This is a genomic window from Bradyrhizobium iriomotense (assembly GCF_018129405.1).
GTDB classification, from domain to species: domain Bacteria; phylum Pseudomonadota; class Alphaproteobacteria; order Rhizobiales; family Xanthobacteraceae; genus Bradyrhizobium; species Bradyrhizobium iriomotense_B.
Map to the genome: position 1 here is coordinate 70,119 of NZ_JAFCLP010000004.1, position 20,762 is coordinate 90,880.

Annotated in this window: 17 protein-coding genes; 9 read left to right on the forward strand and 8 right to left on the reverse strand. The window is 64.8% G+C overall.

Going from position 1 to position 20,762, the window contains the following annotated elements; genetic code table 11:
* Window positions 1-57: 57 nt before the first annotated feature.
* On the forward strand, window positions 58-1,920 hold the full coding sequence (locus tag JQ592_RS11740) for an ABC-F family ATP-binding cassette domain-containing protein (RefSeq protein ID WP_211403018.1): 1,863 nt from the start codon (window positions 58-60) through the stop codon (window positions 1,918-1,920).
* 83 nt (window positions 1,921-2,003) lie between these two features.
* On the opposite strand, the gene JQ592_RS11745 is transcribed toward JQ592_RS11740, so the two are convergent.
* From JQ592_RS11745 to JQ592_RS11765, 5 genes are all read right to left on the reverse strand, one after another.
* A complete protein-coding gene (locus JQ592_RS11745) occupies window positions 2,004-2,969 on the reverse strand; it encodes a tripartite tricarboxylate transporter substrate-binding protein (RefSeq protein ID WP_211403019.1) in 966 nt (321 codons plus the stop codon).
* A gap of 312 nt (window positions 2,970-3,281) precedes the next feature.
* Window positions 3,282-3,953 (reverse strand): 3'-5' exonuclease, encoded by a 672-nt coding sequence (locus tag JQ592_RS11750; protein ID WP_211403020.1) that lies wholly within the window; start codon window positions 3,951-3,953, stop codon window positions 3,282-3,284.
* Window position 3,954: 1 nt separating this feature from the next.
* Window positions 3,955-5,757, reverse strand: coding sequence for a putative nucleotidyltransferase substrate binding domain-containing protein (locus JQ592_RS11755; RefSeq protein ID WP_211403021.1), 1,803 nt, complete (start codon window positions 5,755-5,757; stop codon window positions 3,955-3,957).
* Window positions 5,758-5,873: 116 nt separating this feature from the next.
* Window positions 5,874-7,565, reverse strand: coding sequence for a cation acetate symporter (locus JQ592_RS11760; protein ID WP_211403022.1), 1,692 nt, complete (start codon window positions 7,563-7,565; stop codon window positions 5,874-5,876).
* Window positions 7,562-7,864, reverse strand: a complete 303-nt coding sequence (locus tag JQ592_RS11765; protein WP_211403023.1) for a DUF485 domain-containing protein — start codon at window positions 7,862-7,864, stop codon at window positions 7,562-7,564. Before JQ592_RS11765 ends, JQ592_RS11760 begins: the two co-directional genes overlap by 4 nt.
* Window positions 7,865-8,296: 432 nt before the next feature.
* Between JQ592_RS11765 and JQ592_RS11770 the strand changes: the two genes are divergently transcribed.
* Window positions 8,297-9,031, forward strand: coding sequence for a class I SAM-dependent methyltransferase (locus tag JQ592_RS11770; RefSeq protein WP_246820371.1), 735 nt, complete (start codon window positions 8,297-8,299; stop codon window positions 9,029-9,031).
* Between the two features lie 10 nt (window positions 9,032-9,041).
* On the opposite strand, the gene JQ592_RS11775 is transcribed toward JQ592_RS11770, so the two are convergent.
* The 3 genes from JQ592_RS11775 to JQ592_RS11785 all read right to left on the reverse strand — a co-directional run bounded on the left by JQ592_RS11775 (window position 9,042) and on the right by JQ592_RS11785 (window position 11,656).
* Window positions 9,042-9,533 carry a hypothetical protein gene (locus JQ592_RS11775; RefSeq protein WP_211403024.1) on the reverse strand — a complete coding sequence of 164 codons (492 nt, stop codon included), beginning with the start codon at window positions 9,531-9,533 and terminating at the stop codon, window positions 9,042-9,044.
* Window positions 9,534-9,699: 166 nt separating this feature from the next.
* Window positions 9,700-10,152 carry a DNA polymerase III subunit chi gene (locus tag JQ592_RS11780; RefSeq protein ID WP_211403025.1) on the reverse strand — a complete coding sequence of 151 codons (453 nt, stop codon included), beginning with the start codon at window positions 10,150-10,152 and terminating at the stop codon, window positions 9,700-9,702.
* 4 nt (window positions 10,153-10,156) lie between these two features.
* The gene (locus JQ592_RS11785) at window positions 10,157-11,656 is read right to left on the reverse strand and encodes a leucyl aminopeptidase (RefSeq protein ID WP_211403026.1); all 1,500 of its coding nucleotides are present in this window, start codon (window positions 11,654-11,656) and stop codon (window positions 10,157-10,159) included.
* A gap of 339 nt (window positions 11,657-11,995) precedes the next feature.
* Here JQ592_RS11785 and lptF point away from each other — a divergent pair, with 339 nt between their 5' ends.
* The 7 genes from lptF (at window position 11,996) to JQ592_RS11820 (ending at window position 20,718) form a co-directional block, all read left to right on the forward strand.
* Window positions 11,996-13,165 (forward strand): LPS export ABC transporter permease LptF, encoded by a 1,170-nt coding sequence (gene lptF / locus JQ592_RS11790; protein WP_211403027.1) that lies wholly within the window; start codon window positions 11,996-11,998, stop codon window positions 13,163-13,165.
* Window positions 13,162-14,259, forward strand: coding sequence for an LPS export ABC transporter permease LptG (gene lptG / locus JQ592_RS11795; protein WP_211403028.1), 1,098 nt, complete (start codon window positions 13,162-13,164; stop codon window positions 14,257-14,259). Before lptF ends, lptG begins: the two co-directional genes overlap by 4 nt.
* Window positions 14,259-16,751, forward strand: a complete 2,493-nt coding sequence (locus JQ592_RS11800) for an LPS-assembly protein LptD (RefSeq protein ID WP_211403029.1) — start codon at window positions 14,259-14,261, stop codon at window positions 16,749-16,751. Before lptG ends, JQ592_RS11800 begins: the two co-directional genes overlap by 1 nt.
* A gap of 68 nt (window positions 16,752-16,819) precedes the next feature.
* Window positions 16,820-17,755 carry a peptidylprolyl isomerase gene (locus JQ592_RS11805; protein ID WP_211403030.1) on the forward strand — a complete coding sequence of 312 codons (936 nt, stop codon included), beginning with the start codon at window positions 16,820-16,822 and terminating at the stop codon, window positions 17,753-17,755.
* A complete protein-coding gene (gene pdxA, locus JQ592_RS11810) occupies window positions 17,755-18,780 on the forward strand; it encodes a 4-hydroxythreonine-4-phosphate dehydrogenase PdxA (protein ID WP_211403031.1) in 1,026 nt (341 codons plus the stop codon). Before JQ592_RS11805 ends, pdxA begins: the two co-directional genes overlap by 1 nt.
* Window positions 18,780-19,637 (forward strand): 16S rRNA (adenine(1518)-N(6)/adenine(1519)-N(6))-dimethyltransferase RsmA, encoded by an 858-nt coding sequence (gene rsmA / locus JQ592_RS11815; RefSeq protein ID WP_211403032.1) that lies wholly within the window; start codon window positions 18,780-18,782, stop codon window positions 19,635-19,637. Before pdxA ends, rsmA begins: the two co-directional genes overlap by 1 nt.
* A gap of 22 nt (window positions 19,638-19,659) precedes the next feature.
* Window positions 19,660-20,718, forward strand: a complete 1,059-nt coding sequence (locus tag JQ592_RS11820; protein ID WP_211403033.1) for an alcohol dehydrogenase — start codon at window positions 19,660-19,662, stop codon at window positions 20,716-20,718.
* The last annotated feature ends 44 nt before the right edge of the window (window positions 20,719-20,762 follow it).

The following is a 20,762-nucleotide window of genomic DNA, read 5'->3' on the forward strand; positions in this document are numbered from 1 at the left end:
CAATAATCTGACGGAAAAACGAGTTGCGTTCGGCGCGCCTTGCGGTGACAAGGCCGCATGCTTGCCATCACCGACCTCTCCATCCGCCTCGCCGGACGCCTTTTGATTGACCAGAGTTCCGTGCAGATCACGCCCGGATCGCGTGTCGGCCTGGTCGGGCGCAACGGCACCGGCAAGTCGACCCTGTTCAAGGTGATCCGGGGTGAGGTGGCCGCCGAGCACGGCACAGTGACCCTGCCGCCGCGCTGGCGCGTCGGCAGCCTGGCGCAGGAGGCCCCGAACGGCCCCGAAAGCCTGATCACGGTCGTGCTGAAGGCCGACCTCGAACGCGACGCGCTGCTCGCGGAGGCCGAGCACGCGACCGATCCGCACCGGATCGCGGAGATCCAGACCCGGCTCGTCGACATCGACGCGCATTCGGCACCTAGCCGCGCGGCGGCGATTCTCTCCGGCCTCGGCTTTTCCGCCGCCGACCAGCTGCGTCCCTGCGCCGAGTTCTCCGGCGGCTGGCGCATGCGCGTCGCGCTCGCCGCGACGCTGTTCGCCGCCCCCGATCTGCTGCTGCTCGACGAGCCCACCAACTATCTCGACCTCGAAGGCACGCTGTGGCTCGAGGATCACCTCGCGCATTATCCGCGCACGGTGATCGTGATCAGCCACGACCGCGACCTCCTGGAAAGCTCGGTCGACCAGATCCTGCATCTGGAGCGCGGCAAGCTCACGCTCTACAAGGGCACCTACTCCTCCTTCGAGGAGCAGCGCGCCGCGCGCGAGCTGCTCGACGCCAAAGCGGTCAAGCGCCAGGAGGCCGAGCGCGCCCGCCTGCAGGCCTTCGTCGACCGCTTCAAGGCCAAGGCCTCGAAGGCCCGCCAGGCGCAATCCCGCGTGAAGATGCTGGAGCGGCTGAAGCCGATCACGGCGCTGGTCACCGAGGACGTGCGCGAGATCAGCTTTCCCGCGCCGGAGAAGATCCTGTCGCCGCCGATCATCGCCGTCGACAACGCTTCGGTCGGCTACGATCCGGCGAGCCCGGTGCTCGGCCGCGTCACCTTGCGTATCGACAATGACGACCGCATCGCGCTGCTGGGGGCCAACGGCAACGGCAAGTCGACACTTGTAAAACTGCTCGCCGGACGGCTTGCGCCGTTCTCCGGCAAGGTCACGCGCGCCGACAAGCTGTCGATCGCCTATTTCGCGCAGCACCAGCTCGACGAGCTCAACGAGGACGCCTCCGCCTACGACCACGTCCGCAAGCTGATGGGCGATGCGCCCGAAGCCAAGGTCCGCGCCCGCGCCGGCGCGATCGGCTTCTCCGGCAAGGCTGCCGACACCAAGGCCGGCAAGCTCTCGGGCGGCGAGAAGGCGCGGCTCCTCCTGGGCCTTGCGACCTTCTTCGGCCCCAACATGATCATCCTGGACGAGCCGACCAACCATCTCGACATCGACAGCCGCGGCGCGCTTGCGGAGGCGATCAACGAATTCCCCGGCGCCGTGATCATGGTCTCGCACGATCGCTATCTGATCGAGGCCTGCGCCGAGCGGCTCTGGATCGTCGCCGACCGCACCGTCACCGATTACGACGGCGACCTCGACGAATACCGCCGCCTGGTGCTGTCGGCCCGCAACGCGGAATCCGCGCCGCGCGAGCGCAGTGCGCCGAGCGAAAAGCCGCAGCGTCCGAAGTCGGACAATCGCGGCTCGCTGAAGAAGCGCATCGCCGAGGCCGAAGCCGAGATCGCCCGCGTCGGCGACATCATCGCCAAGATCGACACGGCGCTGGCCCTGCCCGACATCTTTACGCGCGATCCCAAGCAGGCCGCGCAGCTGTCAAAAGCGCGCGCCAATGCCGCCGACGCGCTGGCGCGCGCGGAGGAGCAATGGCTCGAGGCGAGCGCGCAGTTCGACGAGGCGGCGGGGTAGATTCAAAACCTCGAAAACAACCCCATGCACAGTACAGGTAATAAATCACCAAGCCGCAAGTTATTGAACGGCTTGATCTTTACTCAATCCGCATATTGCCCCGCCGCCTTGATGATCGGCGCCCAGCGATCGACCTCGCTGGCCAGCATCGCGCCCAACGCCTCCGGCGTCGCCTTGTCCTGCGGGACCGGCTCGGTGTTGATGTCGTTGAACCGGGCGATCAACGTAGGATCCCTCAGCGCGGCCTGAAGCGCCGCCGTCAGCTTCTGAACGACCGCGGGCGGCGTGCCCTTGGGAGCATAGAGACCGTGCCAGACGCCGAGCTCGAAACCCTTGAGGCCGGCCTCGTCAGCGGTCGGCAGATCAGGCAGGCTCTTCAGCCGCTCCTTGGTGGTGATCGCATAGGCCTTGACCTGCTTGGCCGTGATCGGGCCGGTCGTGTTCGTCGCCTGGTCGCAGGTGAGATCGATCTGCTTGCCGAGCAGATCGTTCATGATCGGACCGTTGCCCTTGTAGGGCACCGTGGTGAGCTGCTTCTGGATCGCCGTCATGAACAGCATGCCGCAGAGATGCGATGCCGCACCTAACCCGGCATTGGCGTAAGTCAGCTTGTCGCCCTGCTGCTGGGCGTAGGCGACCAGTTCCTTGAGCGTGTCGGCCGGGAAATCCGGACGCGCGATGATGGTCATCGGCGCATTGGTCACAAGCCCGATCGGCGCAAAGGCCGTCTTCGTGTCGTAGCTCAGATTGCGGTACAGCGTGGCCGCAGTCGAAATGCCGACGTGATGGACCAGCAGCGTGTAGCCGTCCGGCTGGGCACGCGCGGCGCGGGTCGTGCCAATCGTGCCGCCGGCGCCGGTCGCGTTCTCGACGATGATCTGCTGGCCGAGCGATTTCCCCATGGCCGCAGCGGTCAGGCGCGCGATGGTATCCGTCGGTCCGCCCGCGGCGTACGGCACCAGCACGGTAATGGGCCGCGACGGATAGTCCTGGGCAACAGCCGAGCCGAGCGACACGAGCAGAGCCGATACGAGGGTAATGAACCGCACGATTTCCTCCAGTTTTTTCTCACGCCATATGAGCGCATTCCCGGCCGCTCCGCCATCACGAAAGCTCGTTTTGGCGAGCGTAGCCTAAAGCATGATCCGGAAAAGTGCGAAGCGGTTTTCCCTCGCGACAAACGCGGAACGCGTTTGCGCGGAGATCATGCGCAACAACAACCTAAAGCGTGATGACGATTCATCCTGATCTCATCGCGCTTTAGCCTTTTTCTGCCCCAGGCGGCAGAGGCATTCTGGCGGCATATCGCGAAAGGCGGCGGTCTCTGAGCTGTAAGCTCACGACGTGCACTCTGGCACCGGTCATGCCCCGGTCGGATTGAAGACCGGGCTGGTAGTTTGGCGCGCGATGCGTATGCCGCGCTCGGTCAGGTCGCGCAACTGCACGAACATCATCGCGGTCATCAATGCGTCGTTGAAGGCATCATGCTGTCCGAGCGGCGGAATGCGGAGGTCGCGGAGCATCGCGGCGAATGACAGATCGACCGAGGTGTTCGGAGGCGCGTCGCCGTATTTGCGGTCGTAGTAAAGTCGCGACACTTCGATGCGTTCGTTGGGCAACTCAATTCCCACCAGCGGCAGGATGTACTTGTCCAGCATGGCGATGTCGAAATCGACATAGTAGCCGATCAACGGGCGCGGCCCGATGAAGTGCAGAAAGCTCGGCAGCACCTTCCAGACGATCGGCGCAGCTTCGACGTCGGACCGACGCAAGCGGTGAATTCTGATCGCCTCCGCCCCGAGCTCCCTGTCAGGATGGATGATGGCTTCGAAACGCGTGCTGGTCAAAATCCGATTGCCGCGGATCTTGATGGCAGCAATGGCGACAACGTCGTCCGTTCGCACGTTCAGACCGGTGGTCTCGCAATCAATGACGACAAACTCGTCGTCAGGCGGGCGGTCGAACATGAAGCGGTAGGACTGGTCACTCAGGGTTGCCTGGTGCAACAGTCGCTTGATCGCGCGAGGCAGCATTCTAGAACATGCCGAGCTTGAAATGATGACCAACGATCTCGCGAAACTTCTTCACCACCTGGAGCGCATCACGCAACAGGTGGCGTTCCATGCTGGACAGGTGCGCCGGTCGCACCAGGGTCCCCGATGCGCCGGCGGACGCGGCCAGCTGCCCGTCGAGCCGAAGCATCAGCAGGAACCGGAAGGCCTGTTTCAAGTCGCGTCCGAAGTCCGTCTGCAGCACGCCGAGCTCACATAGCCGGGAGATGCGCTTGTCGGTGGAGGTCTCGCGCAGCCCCTGTTCGAGTGCCAGACTGCGAACGCCGTGCACGATCGGAAAGATGCCGCCTTTCTTGAGGTCGAGCGCGTCTCCCGTGCCCTCGGACGTGATCAGATTGTTGAAGAGGCCGATCGGCGTCTCGAACGCGTCAACCGCGCGGGCAAAATGGGCCATGAACGTCTGCTCACCTCGGGTCATATCGATCAGCGCCGTCTTGGCGTCATCCAGCAGTTGCTGATCGCCGGCGATCGCCTGCGCATCGTAGATGATGGCCACATTCATGTGCCCGGCCTGGTTGGGAAGCACGATCCAGCGGCGCAGATCTGCGAGATATTCGGACAGCGGCCGGGACCATGCCGGATTGCGCACCATGATCTCGCCGGGACAGGGAGGAAAGCCGAAGCTCTCGAGAGCAGCGAAGAACTCGTGACGGAACGCCTCCAGGATTTCACCTTGCACCGGGCCAGCCAGGATCAGGCCGTTGTCCTGGTCGGTCCGTACGGTCTGCTCTCCCCGTCCCTCGCTTCCCATCACGATCAGACAGCTGCCGGCGCGCAGCTTCGCCGGCGCGACCATGTCAAACAGCCGGGACAGGAGGCGCCGGTTGAGATCGGAGACGATCTCCGCAATGACTTCCACCTTGACGCCCTGCCGCCGCAGCACGCGCGTCTGCGTCTCGATCTCGCGCGCTGCGGTGGCCAGGTCCTGCCGGCTCGAGGCGCGATCGATGCGGCCGGCGGTGACCTGGGCGCTTCCCGCCAGGAATCCCAGCAGATCGATCTCCTCCAGAATTCCGACGAATTCCTCATCATCGCGCACGACAAGCCGCCGCTTGTTGTGCTTCGTCATCAGCAGGAGAGCCGAGGAGACGAAATCGTCGCGCCGCAAGGACACGATGTCGTAATTCGCGAGCGTGCCCACCGGGGTCTGGATCGACTGGCGCCTCAGCACCACCGCCTTGGACAGATTCATGCCCGTCACGATGCCGATCCGCTCGCCGTCCCGGACGAACAGCGCATTGCTGTTGATCTCGCGCATCAGGTGACCGGCGGTCTCGATCGTGTCGCTGGCCGCCAGAAACACCGGCGGATGCAGGAACAATTCGCCGACCTTGGCGTGCATCAACGAGCCGTAGCGTCGCGCCTCCTCATCGTTGGCGAGTTCGTCCAGTTTCTGGGATATCTCGCGGTAGAAGAACGCGGCAAAGCGCGGATTTGCCTTGATCAGATCGAGCGCGACCTTCCTGGGGATCACATAGCAGAGCGTCTCGTCGCGGGCGAAAAACTGGTGGCCGTTATGATCGTGAACGAGCGCGCGACTGTCGAACGTGTCCTTGGGGCCGAGCAATGCGAGCAGGTCGACCTCGCTCCGCTCCTCGACGATGCCCTTGATCACGACATAAAGCGCCTCCGCCGGAGCGTCCCGCCTGGTGATCGCTTCTCCCGGACTGAAGTAGGCGATGTCGAGCGCGGCCCGCAACGTCTCGGCCTCGTTCGGCGTCAAACGATCGAACGGCGGGTTGCTGATATCGAACGCCTTGGGCATTTCGACCTTTCGAAGATGCGGACGACCTGAGGACCAGACGATTGGCCATCGAACGAGTCGCACCGGCGGGGCCAACTGACCCGACCGGTGCCGAAGCGATGTCCTTGGACTCTCGTTCAGTGAGCCGTCGCCGAAGCAGCTCCGATGCCGGTCTGAGATCGGACATATTGCGCATCGAAGCCATCGCGATCGACCGCGGCACGCTTGCTGCGATCCAGGATCGAGACCAGCCAGATCCCCGCAAACGCGATGGCCATCGAGAACAGCGCCGGATTGTCCAGCTTGATCGGAGCCGAGCCCTTGGCGAAGCCAAGCGTCACCTCCCAGACCGCCGGCGAGAGCACCACGCCCACGACCGCGCTGACCAGACCAAGGAAGCCGCCGACCACGGCTCCCCGCGTCGTCAGGCCCTTCCAGAAGATCGACATCACCAGCACGGGGAAATTGCAGGAGGCGGCGATGGCGAAAGCAAGGCCGACCATGAAGGCGACGTTCTGGTTCTCGAACACGATGCCGAGGAAGATCGCGAGCACGCCAAGCACCAGTGTCGCAATCTTCGACACGCGGATCTCGTCCTGCTCATTCGCGTTCCCGCCCTTGATCACCATGCCGTAGAGATCGTGGCTGATGGACGATGCCCCCGCCAGAGCCAGCCCGGATACGACGGCCAGGATCGTGGCGAAGGCAACGGCCGAAATGAAGCCAAGGAACAGATTGCCGCCCACGGCGTTCGCGAGGTGAATCGCCGCCATGTTGGAGCCACCCTTGATCGCCGCGATTCCGCTCTTGGTCTTCTCGAGGATGCTCCCGTCCAGAAACATCGCGTCGGTCGAGACCAGCGTGATCGCGCCAAAGCCGATGATGAAGGTCAGGATGTAGAAGTAGCCGATGAAACCCGTGGCGTAGAAAACCGACTTGCGCGCAGCCTGGGCGTCCTTCACGGTGAAGAAGCGCATCAGGATGTGAGGCAGGCCCGCCGTTCCGAACATCAGCGCCAGGCCGAGCGAGACAGCCGAGAGCGGATTGGAGATCAGGGTGCCGGGCTCCATGATCGCGAGCTTCTTGGGATGCACTTCGGTTGCCTTGGTGAACAGTGCTTCCGGGCTGAACCCGAACTTGTAGAGGACGGCTCCGGCCATGAACGTGGCCCCCGAGAGCAACAGCACCGCCTTGATGATCTGCACCCACGTCGTCGCTTTCATTCCGCCGAACGTCACGTAGATCATCATCAGGCCGCCGACCAGGACGACTGCGATCCAGTAATCGAGACCGAACAACAGCTGGATCAGCTTGCCGGCCCCGACCATCTGCGCGATGAGGTAGAATGCAACGGTCACCAGCGAGCCGCATGCCGCCAGGATACGGATCTCGGTCTGCCCGAGACGAAACGAGGTGACGTCGGCAAAGGTGAACTTTCCGAGGTTGCGCAACTGCTCGGCGATCAGAAAGGTGACGATCGGCCATCCCACGAGCCAGCCGACCGAGTAGATCAGGCCGTCGTAGCCCGAGGTGTAGACGAGACCCGATATGCCGAGGAACGACGCCGCCGACATGTAGTCGCCCGCGATCGCAAGCCCGTTCTGGAAGCCCGTGATTCCGCCGCCGGCCGAGTAGAAATCCGCAGCCGACGCGGTCCGTTTGGCGGCCCAATAGGTGATGACGAGCGTCAGGCCGACGAACCCGACGAACATGCCGATCGCCGCCCAGTTGGTCGCCTGCTTCGCGCCGCCCTCGACGGCGCCGGCGGCGAGCGCGATGGTGGGAACGCTTGCGAGCAGAATTGCCGATAGCCAGGCGAATTTCTTCACGAGCGGTTCTCCTCGACAATTTTGCGGATGAGTACGTCGTAGCTGGAATTCGCCCGACGGACGTAGATGCCCGTCAGCACAAAGGCGAGCACGATGACGGACAGTCCGATCGGAATACCGATCGTCGTCACACCGCTGCCCAGTGGTATTCCCAGAAACTTGGGAGCGTAGGCGACCAGCAGGATGAAGCCGAAATAGATGACAAGCATAATCGCCGACAGCAGCCAGCCTAGCGACGAACGCCGGCGCACGAGCTCCCGGTAATTCGGATCGCGTTCAATCTTTGCGAGGTTGCTCACGTCAATGATCCCCTGGATGATCCTCTGAAATTTCTTGCCATGCCGGCAGCCCCTTCTTTCGGGGAGCTGTCCTAGCCTGCACTGGCGGCCGGCCGGGCTCCATGATCCAGATCAAGAGCGGTCGATCCCGTTGCGATGTGTCTGCAGGGCCGTCCCGAGTCCGACGCGGAGCCGAGAAGCGATGGCTCGGGAAATGTCCGCGCCTGCCGACGAAATGGCCCGTGTTGCTTCCGCGCATTTGGGATTAAGTTGGACGGAATTTGCGTCGGCGCATCGCGGATGATCCGGCTCCACGCTCGAGACCGATCGGCATTTTCAGTCCAAGCGATTTCCAGCCCAAGCGATATGCAAACGAGGAACGATCAAGGGATATCTCGAATGTCCACACCCGAACCGATCAAGTTCACCGACGGCGCGGCTTACGAGCGCTTCATGGCCCCGTGGAGCCGATCGGCCGGGGCACTTTTCCTCGATTGGCTGGCGCTGGGACCAGGTCTGTCGTGGGTCGACGTCGGCTGCGGAAACGGCGCGTTCACGGAGATGATCCTCGCCGGCGCCGCTCCCTCGCACGTGAGCGCGATCGATCCGTCCGAGGCGCAAATTGCAGCGGCACGGCACCGGATATCGGCGAAGCAGGTCGCGCTTTCGGTTGGCGATGCGTTGGCGCTTCCCTACGACGATGCGCGCTTCGACGCGGCTGTCATGGCGCTGGTGCTGTTTTTCGTGCCCGACCCCAAAAGGGGGGCAGCCGAATTGGTGCGCGTGACCAAGCCCGGCGGCATGGTTGCGTCCTACACCTGGGACATCATGCGCGGCGGCACGCCGACGCAGCTGCTGTGGGAGGAACTGGATGCCATGGGTCAGTCGACGGCGCGGCCGCCGAGCGCGGATGTCTCGCGTTTTGCAGCCCTCAAGGCACTCTGGGCAGAGCTCGGCATCCGCGATGTCGAAACCCGCGAGCTTGTCGTCGAGCGGACATTCGTGAACTTCGACGACTATTGGCTGTCCATGGTCGTGAGCAGTCCGAGCGGCGTCGTGGGAAAGCTGTCGGATGCAGAGAGCGCCGAGTTGCAGCGCCGGCTGCAAGACAGACTTCCGGCGAGCGCGACGGGAGCGATTACGGTCCACGCCTGGGCGACCGCGATCAAAGGGCGAAAAGCCGCGTGACGCGCGGCCCTTACGTCGCCGCCTTCTTCTTCGGCTTCGGCTTGGTCCCCTTCGGCATGACCGGCGCCTCCGGCGTGCCCTCGATCGAGGACAGGCGGCCCGAAGTGAACGTGTAGATGCCGGCACGCGGCCCGGTCGTCCAGGTGACGGCGGCGACGCGACGGCCGGCGGCGTCATTGGAGAGATTGACAGTCGAGGGCGCGCCGATGCCGCGCACCACATCGCATTCGGTGTGGCCGAGCGCGACCGTGCCGCCCGTCGGCGCGGGCGCCGTCGTCGACGCATTGGCGTCAGCCGGCCCGGGGGCCGGCGTCATACCGGGACAGGCACCGTCGGCGCTGACGAGATCCTCAGCGCCCACCGGCTTGTCGGGGGTCAGCGGCGGCGATTCGATCGAGATGTTCTTGATGAAGAGGCGACCCGGCCTCTGGAACCATTCGGCATCCTTCGACAGCAGATCGGACCCCGAGCAGCCCGCAACCAGCGGTGCTACGGCGGCCAACACAACTATGAGCGAGCCGGGAAGCTTTTGATGTCGCACGATAAACTAAATTCCCCGCGTGAAGGACCAGCCCTAAGCGATTGTCCCAACATCACTTTGCGGCACGAAGGTGGCCAAAGCCAGCATCGCCCGGAAAGTGCAAATTATCATTAATTGCGGTGGACGGCTAATTCCGCCGCTGCCACCTGCCCCGTTCGTCGGCCTGCCAATAGGTGACATCAAATCCCCGCGCCTTGCAATCCGTCCAGGCGGTGCGGGCCAAAGCGAGCGCATCCGGATCGTCGCCGTTGAACAACAGCACCATGCGCTCATAGCCCTGAGCGTCTTGCGGCAGTGCGGCGCTGTCGACCAGGAAGCGGACATTGGCGCCGTTGGGATTGCCCTCCTCGATCGCCAGCACGATCGGCTGATCGGCAGCATCGCTCACCCGCCAGGTCGCGTGCGGCAGGAAGGAATCGTCGCGATAGGTCCACAAATGCGCGTCGAGCGCATCGGCGCGTTCCTCCGAGGTCGACTGCACGACGACGCGCCAGCCGCGCTCGAGCGATTTCTCGAGAAGCGGCGGCAACACGTTCTCCACCGTCATGTTTTGCAGATGGTAGAACAGCACTTCGGTCATTTGGTCACTTGCGCTCGTAATGATCGGCGACCAGGCGGTCGAGCAGGCGGACGCCATAGCCACTTCCCCAGCTCTGGTTGATGTCGGTCTTCGGCGCGCCCATGGCGGTGCCGGCGATGTCGAGATGCGCCCAGGGCGTGCCGTCGACGAAGCGCTGCAGGAACTGCGCGGCGGTGATCGAGCCGCCGTGGCGGCCGCCGGTGTTCTTCATGTCGGCGAACTGGGAATCGATCAGCTTGTCGTATTCGGGGCCGAGCGGCAGGCGCCAGACCTTCTCTCCGCTCTCGATGCCGGCCGCGAGCAGGCGCTCGGCGAGCTCGTCGTTGTTGGAGAACATGCCGGCATGCTCGGTGCCGAGCGCGACCACGATCGCACCGGTCAGCGTCGCCAGATCCACCATGAATTTCGGCTTGGTCTTCTTGGCGACGTACCAGAGCATGTCGGCGAGCACGAGGCGGCCTTCGGCGTCGGTGTTGATGATCTCGATGGTCTGGCCCGACATCGAGGTGACGATGTCGCCCGGCCGCTGTGCATTGCCGTCGGGCATGTTCTCGACGAGGCCGATGGCGCCGACCACGTTGGCCTTGGCCTTGCGCGCCGCCAGCGCGTGCATCAGGCCGACGACGCAGGCCGCCCCGCCCATGTCGCCCTTCATGTCCTCCATGCTGCCGGCCGGCTTGATCGAGATGCCGCCGGTATCGAAGCAGACGCCCTTGCCGACGAAGGCGACCGGTGCCTCACCCTTCTTCCCGCCGTCCCAGCGCATGATCACGGTGCGGCTCGGCCGCGCCGAGCCCTGGCCGACGCCGAGCAGCGCGCCCATGCCGAGCTTCTGCATCGCCTTGACGTCGAGCACCTCGATCTTGACGCCGAGCTTGCGGAGCTGACCCGCGCGGCGTGCGAACTCCTCGGGGAAAAGCACGTTCGGCGGCTCGTTGACGAGGTCGCGGGCGATGACCACTCCGTCGACGACGTGGCCGGCCGAGGCAAACGCCTTCTTCGCAGCAGTCGCGTCGCCAACCGCAAGCGAGATGTCAGCGCGCGAGCCGCCCTCCTCGCCGTCCTTCTTCTTGGTCTTGTAGCGATCGAACTTGTAGGCGCGTAGGCGAAGGCCCGAGGCGACCGCGACCGCCTGCTCGCTGGTCATGGCGCCGCCGGGCAATTCCGCCATGATGGTCATGGCGGCGGTACCGGCCGTGAGCTTGCTCGCCGCCACGCCGCCGAATTTGAGGAAATCGCTCGCCTTCAGGCTCGCCGGCTTGCCGGCCCCGATCACCACCAGACGGGTGGCCTTCACGCCCTCCGGCGCCAGGATGTCCAGGGCAGCCCCGCTTTTACCCTTGAAGCCGGCGGCGGAGGCCGCCCGCTTCACGAGGTCGGCACCGGCTCCGAGCGCCTTGGCCGTCGCCGGGCCGAGCTTCAGGCCGTCGTCGCAGAACACGACCAGGATGCCACGGGCGGCAGCAGACAACGGGACGAAGCCGACCTTGATGGCATCGGACATGGATAACTCCTCCAAAACATGGGGCTTTTTGCCGTTCGGCGGTTCCGGCCACAGGCCGGAGCTGAACGGCGATTCACTGGACTTTGCCTACTATGGGCCACCGGCCCGGCAGATGCCAAGCACCGCCGTGGCCGCCAGGCCACAACGGGCGAAATATTAACCATATATCGAGGGCGCCACGGGGCAGCCATTTTGTTGACGGATCAAAGGGATGGTAGTGAGAGAGTAAGCCGGCGGAAGCGGTGGTTGGCCGACCTTGGGGATCCCCTGATCGGGGATTGGTTGGACAGCCGGAGTTCCGGCCTGCAGTGGGGCTTGGTGGGAATCGTGCGGTAGCGCATGGGGTCGATCGATAGGTATATTTTCCGCACGACGCTGGCGTCGTTTGCGCTGGTCCTGGTCAGCCTCACTGGCGTGATCTGGATTACGCAGGCGTTGCGCGGCATCGACCTGATGACGAGCCAGGGTCAGACCATTCTCACCTTCCTCGGCATCACCGGCCTCGTCATTCCGGCGCTGGTTCTGATCATCTCGCCGATCGCGCTGATGATCGCGATCTCGCACACGCTGAACAAGCTTGCGACCGATTCCGAGATCATCGTGATGAATGCCGCCGGCTTCTCGCCGTTCCGGCTGTTCTATCCGTTCTTCTACGCCACCTGCGTGGTGGCGCTGCTGGTCGCCTTCATCGCGGCGTATCTGGCGCCCGACGGCATGCGGCGGATCAAGCAATGGGACGCCGAGATCACCGCCGACGTGCTCACCAACATCCTCCAGCCCGGCCGCTTCGCCCAGCTCGACAAGAGCCTGACGATCCGCATCCGTGAACGCAAGCCCGGCGGCATTCTCGAGGGCATCTTCATCGACGACCGCCGCGATCCGAACGAGCGAGTCTCGATTGTCGCCGAGCAGGGCGAGGTCGTAAAGAACGAGAACGGCTCGTTCCTAGTGCTGAAGAACGGCAATCTCCAGCGCTTCGAGGCCGGCAAGCGCGATCCCGCGCTGGTGGCGTTCGGGCGCTACGGCTTCGACATGTCGAAATTCGGCAATCAGGGCCGTGACGTCACCCTCGGCATCCGCGAGCGTTATCTCTGGGAGCTGTTCTCGCCGGCCGAGGACGATCCCGTCTACAAGCAGATTCCCGGGCAGTTCCGCTCAGCGCTGCATGACAGCCTGCTGGCGCCGGTCTATCCCTTCGCCTTTGCCGTGCTGACCTTCGCCTTCCTGGGTGCGCCTCGCACCACCCGCCAGAGCCGCAACTTCTCGATCGGCTCCTCCATCATCGCGGTGTTCGGCCTGCGCATGGCCGGCTTCGCCTGCTCGGTGATGGCGGTGAAATCGCCGGAGGCGGTGCTCGTTCAATATGCGATGGTCGTGGGCGCCATCGGCGTCGGGCTGTGGATGATCATCGGCGGCGTCGTGGTCGAACCGCCACCCCGCCTCATGGAGGCCATCAACAGGTCGAACGCGCGTATCGCGCGGCTGTTCGGACGGCCGGCCACCGCATGAGCATGCTCACCAACACACTCGGGCGCTATTTCGCCGGCCGCTTCGTCGTCGCGGCGCTCGGCGTGTTCGCGAGCATCTTCCTGCTGCTGGTGCTGGTCGACTACATCGAGATGGTGCGCAAGACGTCCGGCCTTGCATCCGCCTCCGCGATCATGGTGGCCGAGACTTCGCTGTTCCGGGTGCCGCAGCTTTTGGAGAAGCTGACGCCGTTCTGCATGCTGATCGGCGCCATGACCTGCTATCTCGCCCTCTCCCGCCGGCTCGAGCTCGTGGTTGCGCGCGCCGCCGGCATCTCGGCCTGGCAGTTCATCGCGCCGGCGCTCGGCAGCGCGCTCCTGATCGGGGTCATCGCCACCGTCGCCTACAATCCGATGTCGGCCAATCTGCGCGAGCTCTCCAAGCGCATGGAGGCCGAGCTGTTCGGCTCCGCGCCCGGCGGCGGCATCCAGGATGCCTCCGGCTTCTGGCTCAATCAGGTGACCAGCGACGGCCAGACCATCATCAATGCGGCGCGCAGCGAGAAGCAGGGCGTGCGGCTAACGGGGCTCACGCTGTTCCGATTTGACACAAAGCAGCATTTCCAGGAGCGGGTCGAGGCGCGCGAGGCGACGCTCGAGGCCGGCCATTGGCTGTTCAAGGGCGTGCGCCGTTTCTCGCTGGATGCACCGCCGATCGACCAGGCCAGCCTGGAGATTCCGACGACGCTGACCGAGGCCCAGGTCCGCAACAGCTTTTCCACACCCGAGACTGTGTCCTTTTGGCAACTACCGAGCTACATCAGCTCTTCCGAAAGCTCGGGCTTCGCGACAGCCGGCTATCGACTCCAGTATCACAAGCTTCTGGCACAGCCGTTTTTGCTGGCCGCCATGGTGATGCTCGCGGCCTCGGTGTCGTTGCGCTTCTTCCGGATGGGCGGCGTGCAGAAGATGGTTTTGAGTGGCGTGGGCGCAGGCTTTCTGCTCTACGTTCTGTCGAAAGTGACTGAAGACTTGAGCAAGGCTGAGTTGATGCATCCGATCGCTGCGGCGTGGTTGCCCGTGGTGGTGGGCGGCCTGACCGGCTTTTTGGCCTTGTTGTATCAGGAGGACGGTTAGTGACTGCCGTCCGTCGAGGGCTCGTGTCTCGTTTGACGCGGCGTACTGTGGTGCGCGCGAACGGGGGCGGTTTGTCTATTCGCAGGCTGCTGCTCGCTGTTGCCGCCGTGGCATCGCTCGGCGGGCTGCTGGATGCAGCCCTCGTGGCCCCCGCCTCTGCCCAGGCCTTCACCTACAATCCGCTGCCGCCGCGCCCGAAGCCGCCGAAGGTCGCCAACGACAACCAGATGCTGGTCCAGGCGACCGAGGTCGACTACGACTACAACAATTCGCGCGTCTCCGCGGTCGGTAACGTCCAGCTGTTCTACAACGGCACCAGCGTCGAGGCCGACAGGGTCATTTACGACCAGAAGACCAAGCGGCTCCATGCCGAAGGCAACATCCGCATGACGGATGCCGACGGCAAGATCACTTATGCCGAGATCATGGATCTCTCCGACGATTACCGCGACGGTTTCGTCGATTCGCTGCGCGTGGACACCGCCGACCAGACCCGCATGGCGGCGAGCCGCGCCGACCGCTCCAGCGGCAATTACACGGTGTTCGAGAACGGCGTCTACACGGCCTGCGCGCCCTGTAAGGACGATCCGAAGAAGCCGCCGCTGTGGCAGGTCAAGGGTGCCCGCATCATCCACGACCAGCAGGAGAAGATGCTGTATTTCGAGACGGCGCAGCTCGAGTTCTTCGGCGTGCCGCTCGCCTACATGCCGTACTTCTCGACGCCCGACCCGACCGTGAAGCGCAAGACCGGCTTCCTGATGCCGGGCTTCACCTCGAATTCCTCGACCTATGGCTATGGCGTGGAAATCCCGTTCTACTGGGCGATCGCGCCCGACATGGACGCGACCTTCAACCCGCGCATCACCTCCAAGCAGGGCGTGCTGTTCCAGGCCGAATTCCGCCAGCGCCTGCTGGACGGCGCCTATCAGATCCGCGTCTACGGCATCGACCAGCTCGATCAAGGCGCGTTCGCCGGGCTGCCGGGTGACCGCCAGTTCCGCGGCGCCGTCGACACCAAGGGTCAGTTCGCGCTGAACGACAAATGGGTCTGGGGCTGGGACGGCGTCCTGATGTCCGACTACTACTTCTTCTCGGACTACCGCCTGGCACAGTACCGCGACACGCTCGGCTCGTTCCTGAACCTGCCGACCGACGCGGTTTCGCAGCTCTATCTGACGGGCGTCGGCAACCGCAGCTTCTTCGACGCGCGCACGATGTACTGGCTGAGCTACTCGGGCAACCAGGACAAGGTGCCGGTCGTCTACCCCGTGATCGACTACTCGAACGTGCTCAACTATCCGGTGTTCGGCGGCGAGTTCAGCTACAAGACCAATTTCCTGAACCTGTCGCGCGAGAACGCGGTGTTCGATCCGATCACGACGCTCGCCAACACCAACGGCCTGTGCACCACCGCCTCGGCCGATCCGCTCGCGCGCTTGCCGTCGCAGTGTCTGCTGCGCGGCTTCCCCGGCACCTACACCCGCCTCACCGCCGAAGCGCAGTGGCGCAAGTCCTTCACCGATCCGTTCGGCCAGATCTGGACGCCGTTCGCCAGCGTGCGCGCCGATGCGATCAATTCCTCGGTCTCCAATCAGCCGGGCGTGTCGAACTACCTGCCGGTCGGCGACACCCAGGCATTCCGCCTGATGCCGACCGTCGGCCTCGAATACCGCTACCCCTTCATCAACGTTCAGCCCTGGGGCTCGACCACCATCGAGCCGATCGCGCAGATCATCATCCGCCCGAACGAGACCTATGCCGGCAAGCTGCCGAACGAGGACGCGCAGAGCATGGTGTTCGACGCTTCGAACCTGTTCAGCGTCGACAAGTTCTCCGGCTACGACCGCGTCGAGGGCGGCGGCCGCGCCAATGTCGGCGTGCAGTCCACCACGCAGTTCGACAAGGGCGGCGCGGTCAAGGTGCTGTTCGGTCAGTCCTACCAGCTGTTCGGCATGAACTCCTTCGCGGTCCAGGACTCCATCAACACGGGCCTGGATTCCGGCCTCGACAAGCCGCGCTCGGATTACGTGGCAAGCGCCAGCTACTCGCCCAACCGCACCTACACCTTCAGCGTCCGCTCCCGCATGGACGAGCAGACCTGGAACGTGCAGCGCTTCGAGGCCGAAGGCCGCGCCAATTTCGATCGCTGGTCGATCAGCATGCTGTACGGCAATTACGCGCCGCAGCCGGAGCTCGGCTATCTGACGCGCCGCGAGGGCATCCTGACCTCGGGCTCGCTGAAGGTCGCGACCAACTGGGTGGTGACGGGGTCGGCGCGCTGGGATCTCGAGGCCAACAAGATCAACCAGTATGTGCTCGGCGCCGGCTATGTCGACGATTGCTTCGTGCTGGCGGCGAACTATGTAACCTCGTACAGCTACTCCGCGGGCTCGACCCCGCCCGTGCTGAGCCACGCGTTCATGTTCCAGATCGGACTGCGCACGCTGGCGACCTCGTCGACGAGCAGCAGTTCCGCCGGCGGCTTCCAGTGAACGGTTTGAAGTGACGGCCGCGCGATCCCGATCGCAGGATAACCGCGGCTGACATGCGAGCGACAACCATGACTACTCCATTGCCTGCCTTCCGCGTCCTCCTCGCCATCGGTGCCGGGCTGGTCCTGACCGGCCTGCCCGCGCCGTCGCGCGCGCAGAACATCGTGGTCATGGTCAACGGCGATCCGATCACCGATTTCGACATCGACCAGCGCGCCAAGCTCGACCAGCTGACGACGCAGAAGACTCCAGGCCGGCAGGAGGTCATCAACGAGCTGATCGACGACAAGGTGAAGCTCAAGGAAGGCAAGAAATACGGCGTCGATCCCGGTGTCAGCGACGTCAACCAGTCCTACGAGGGCATGGCGCAGCGCATGCGCATCTCGCCGGATCAGCTGACCAAGTCCCTGGAATCCAAGGGCGTCCGCCCTGAAACCCTGAAGGGCCGCATGAAGGCCGAGATGGTCTGGACCAGCCTCGTGCGCGGCCGCTTCAAGGAGAAGCTGCTGGTCGGCGAGCGCGACGTCGCGCAGGCCGTGCAGGCCCAGACCGGCGACAAGCTGCAGGTCGAGGGCACCGAATACAAGATGCAGCCGATCGTGCTGATCGTGCCGCGTGGCTCGTCCCCGGCCTTCCAGGAGACGCGGCTGAAGGAAGCCGAGCAATACCGCTCCCGCGTCGGAAGCTGCGAGGAAGCCAATTCGCTGTTCCGCTCGACGCCGAACGCCACCATTCGCGAGGCCGTCACCAAGACGACGGCGGACCTGCCCGAGGCGCTGCGCAAGGTGCTCGACGACACCCCGATCGGTCACCTGACCGCGCCGGAGGTGACCAAAGCGGGCATCGAGATGGTCGTGCTGTGCTCGCGCAAACCGACCGTGATCGACACGCCGAAGAAGCGCGAGGTCCGCGAGAAGATGTACCAGGAGAAGTACGAGAAGACCCAGAAGGCCTATCTCGAAGAGCTCCGCAAGGCGGCGATGATCGAATATCGCAACCGCTGATGGCCGCCCCCCCGATCAAGCCCCTCGCCCTGACCCTGGGAGAGCCCGCGGGCATCGGCCCCGACATCACGATCGCGGCCTGGCTCCGGCGCCGTGAACTGAACCTGCCCGCCTTCTATCTGCTCGGCGACGAGGCCTTCGTTGCGCGGCGCGCGGAGGTCATCGGCAAGGCGCTGGGCGCCGAGATCCGGATCGCCCCGGTGAGCCCCAGTGAGGCCGCGGCCGCCTTCGCCGAGGCCCTGCCCGTGGTCGCGACCGGCGAGCACGCGACGGCCGAGCCCGGCAAGCCCGATGCTACCAGCGCGCCCGCCGCGCTCGCCTCGATCCGTCAGGCGGTCCTTGACGTGCGCGAGGGGCGCGCCGGCGCCGTGGTCACCAATCCGATCGCCAAGAGCGTGCTCTACCGCGCGGGCTTCCGCCATCCCGGCCACACCGAATTCCTCGCCGAGCTTGCCGCAAATGGCGGCCACGTGCCGCAGCCGGTGATGATGCTGTGGTCGCCGCGGCTCGCCGTGGTGCCGGTCACCATCCACGTCTCCTTGCGCGAGGCGCTGAGCCAGCTCACCAGCGAATTGATCGTCTCGACCGTGCGCATCGTCGCGAGCGAACTGAAATCCCGCTTCGGCATCGCGCGGCCGCGCATCGCGATCTCCGGCCTCAATCCCCATGCCGGCGAGGACGGCTCGCTCGGCCACGAGGAACAGACGGTGATTGCGCCGGCGCTTAAAGTTCTGCGCAACGACGGCATCGAGGCCAGGGGGCCGCTGCCCGCCGACACCATGTTCCACGACGCCGCGCGCAACCTCTATGACTGCGCGGTCTGCATGTATCACGACCAGGCGCTGATCCCGATCAAGACCGTCGCCTTCGACGACGCGGTCAACGTCACGCTCGGCCTGCCCTTCATCCGTACCTCGCCCGATCACGGCACCGCCTTCGACATCGCCGGGACAGCCAAGGCCAATCCGGCCAGCCTGATCGCGGCGCTGCAGCTTGCCAGCCGCATGGCGGCTGCGAAAACCTGATGAGTGCGATCGACGACCTCCCGCCGCTGCGCGAGGTCATTCGCCAGCACGCGCTGTCGGCCCGCAAATCGCTCGGTCAGAATTTTCTGCTCGACCTCAATCTCACCGCGCGCATTGCGCGCGCGGCCGCGCCGCTCGAGGACTCCACCATCGTCGAGATCGGTCCCGGCCCGGGCGGATTGACGCGCGCCTTGCTCGCGCTCGGCGCCCGACGCGTCATCGCGATCGAGCATGACGAGCGCGCGATCCCGGCCTTGCAGGATATTTCCGCGCGCTATCCCGGCCGGCTGGAGATCGTGCATGGCGATGCCATGACGTTCGACCCGCGCCCGCTGCTCTTGGGCGAACGCGCAAAGATCGTCGCCAACCTGCCCTACAACATCGCGACCCAACTGCTGATCAACTGGCTCACCATAGAGCCCTGGCCGCCCTGGTACGACATGATGGTGCTGATGTTCCAGCGCGAGGTCGGCGAGCGCATCGTCGCGCGCGAGGACGAGGAGGCCTATGGCCGCCTCGGCGTGCTCGCCAACTGGCGCTGCGAGACCAAGATCCTGTTCGACATTTCGCCGTCCGCCTTCGTGCCGCCGCCGAAGGTCACCTCCTCCGTCGTGCGCCTCAAGCCGCGCGCAGAGCCGCTCCCTTGCGATCGCAGGCTGCTCGAGCAGGTCGCGGCCGCCGCCTTCGGCCAGCGCCGCAAGATGCTGCGGCAGAGCCTGAAATCGCTGGGCATCGATCCCGCGCGCCTTGCCGCGGCCGCCGGCGTCGATGCGACGCGGCGCGCCGAGACGATCCCGATATCAGGCTTTGTTGCCATGGCCCGTGAATTGGCGGATATACGAAAGGAAGCTGAATAACAGGAATTCCGGAGGAGAGAATATGGCGTTGATGCGCAGGCAGTCCCTGGTGAAGTTCGACGCGCCGCTGTGCGAGACCATCGTCGACACACCGAAGCCGCAGGGCCGCGAAGTGCTGGTGCGCATCGAGCGCTGCGGTCTCTGCCATTCCGACCTGCACATCCAGGACGGCTATGCCGATCTCGGCGGCGGCAAGAAGCTCGACACCACACGCGGCATGACACTGCCCTTCACGCTCGGCCACGAGATCGCGGGCGTCGTCGACGAAGTCGGCCCTGACGTTCCGGCTGGGCTGGTCGGCGCGAAGAAAGCGGTGTTTCCCTGGATCGGCTGCGGCCAGTGCCGCGACTGCGCCAAAGGCGACGAGAACCTCTGCGCCAAGCAGCGCTTCCTCGGCGTCTCCATCGACGGCGGTTTCGCCACCCATGTGCTGGTGCCCGACGCAAAATACTTGCTCGACTACGATCCCCTCCCCGTCAACCAGGCCGCGACCCTGATGTGCTCGGGCGTCACCGCCTACGGCGCGCTCAAGCGCCTGGTCGATCGTCCGCGCCAGCGCAATTTGCTGCTGATCGGCCTCGGCGGCGTCGGCATGATGGGCCTATCGTTCGCGCAGGCCATGTTCAAGCAGCCGATCACGGTCGCCGACCTCTCGCCGGCCGCGCGCGAGACCGCGCTGAAGAACGGCGCGGCCGTCGCCTACGATCCGTCCGAGCCGGAAGTGATCAAGCGCATCCTGAAAGAAACCGAGGGCGGCTTCGACGAGGTGGTCGATTTCGCCGGCAACGAGAAGTCGATGGCGTTCGCGGTCGCGGTCGCCGCGCGCGGCGGCAAGGTCGTGGTCTCCGGCCTGATGGGCGGCCAGTTCACGCTGCCGATGGTGCAATGGGTCTACAAGCGCCTGACCGTCGAAGGCTTCATGGTCGGCACGCTCGCGGAAGGCCAGGAGCTGATGGCGCTCGCCCGCGCCGGCAAGATCAAGCCGACGCCGATGCGCGAGGAGCCGATGGCCGACGTGCAGAAATGGATCGACGAACTGCGCGCCGGCAAGGTCGTCGGCCGCATCGTGCTGAAGAATTAGGATGCGAGGAACCTAAAGCTTCCCGCGGCGGGATCGAATGTCTC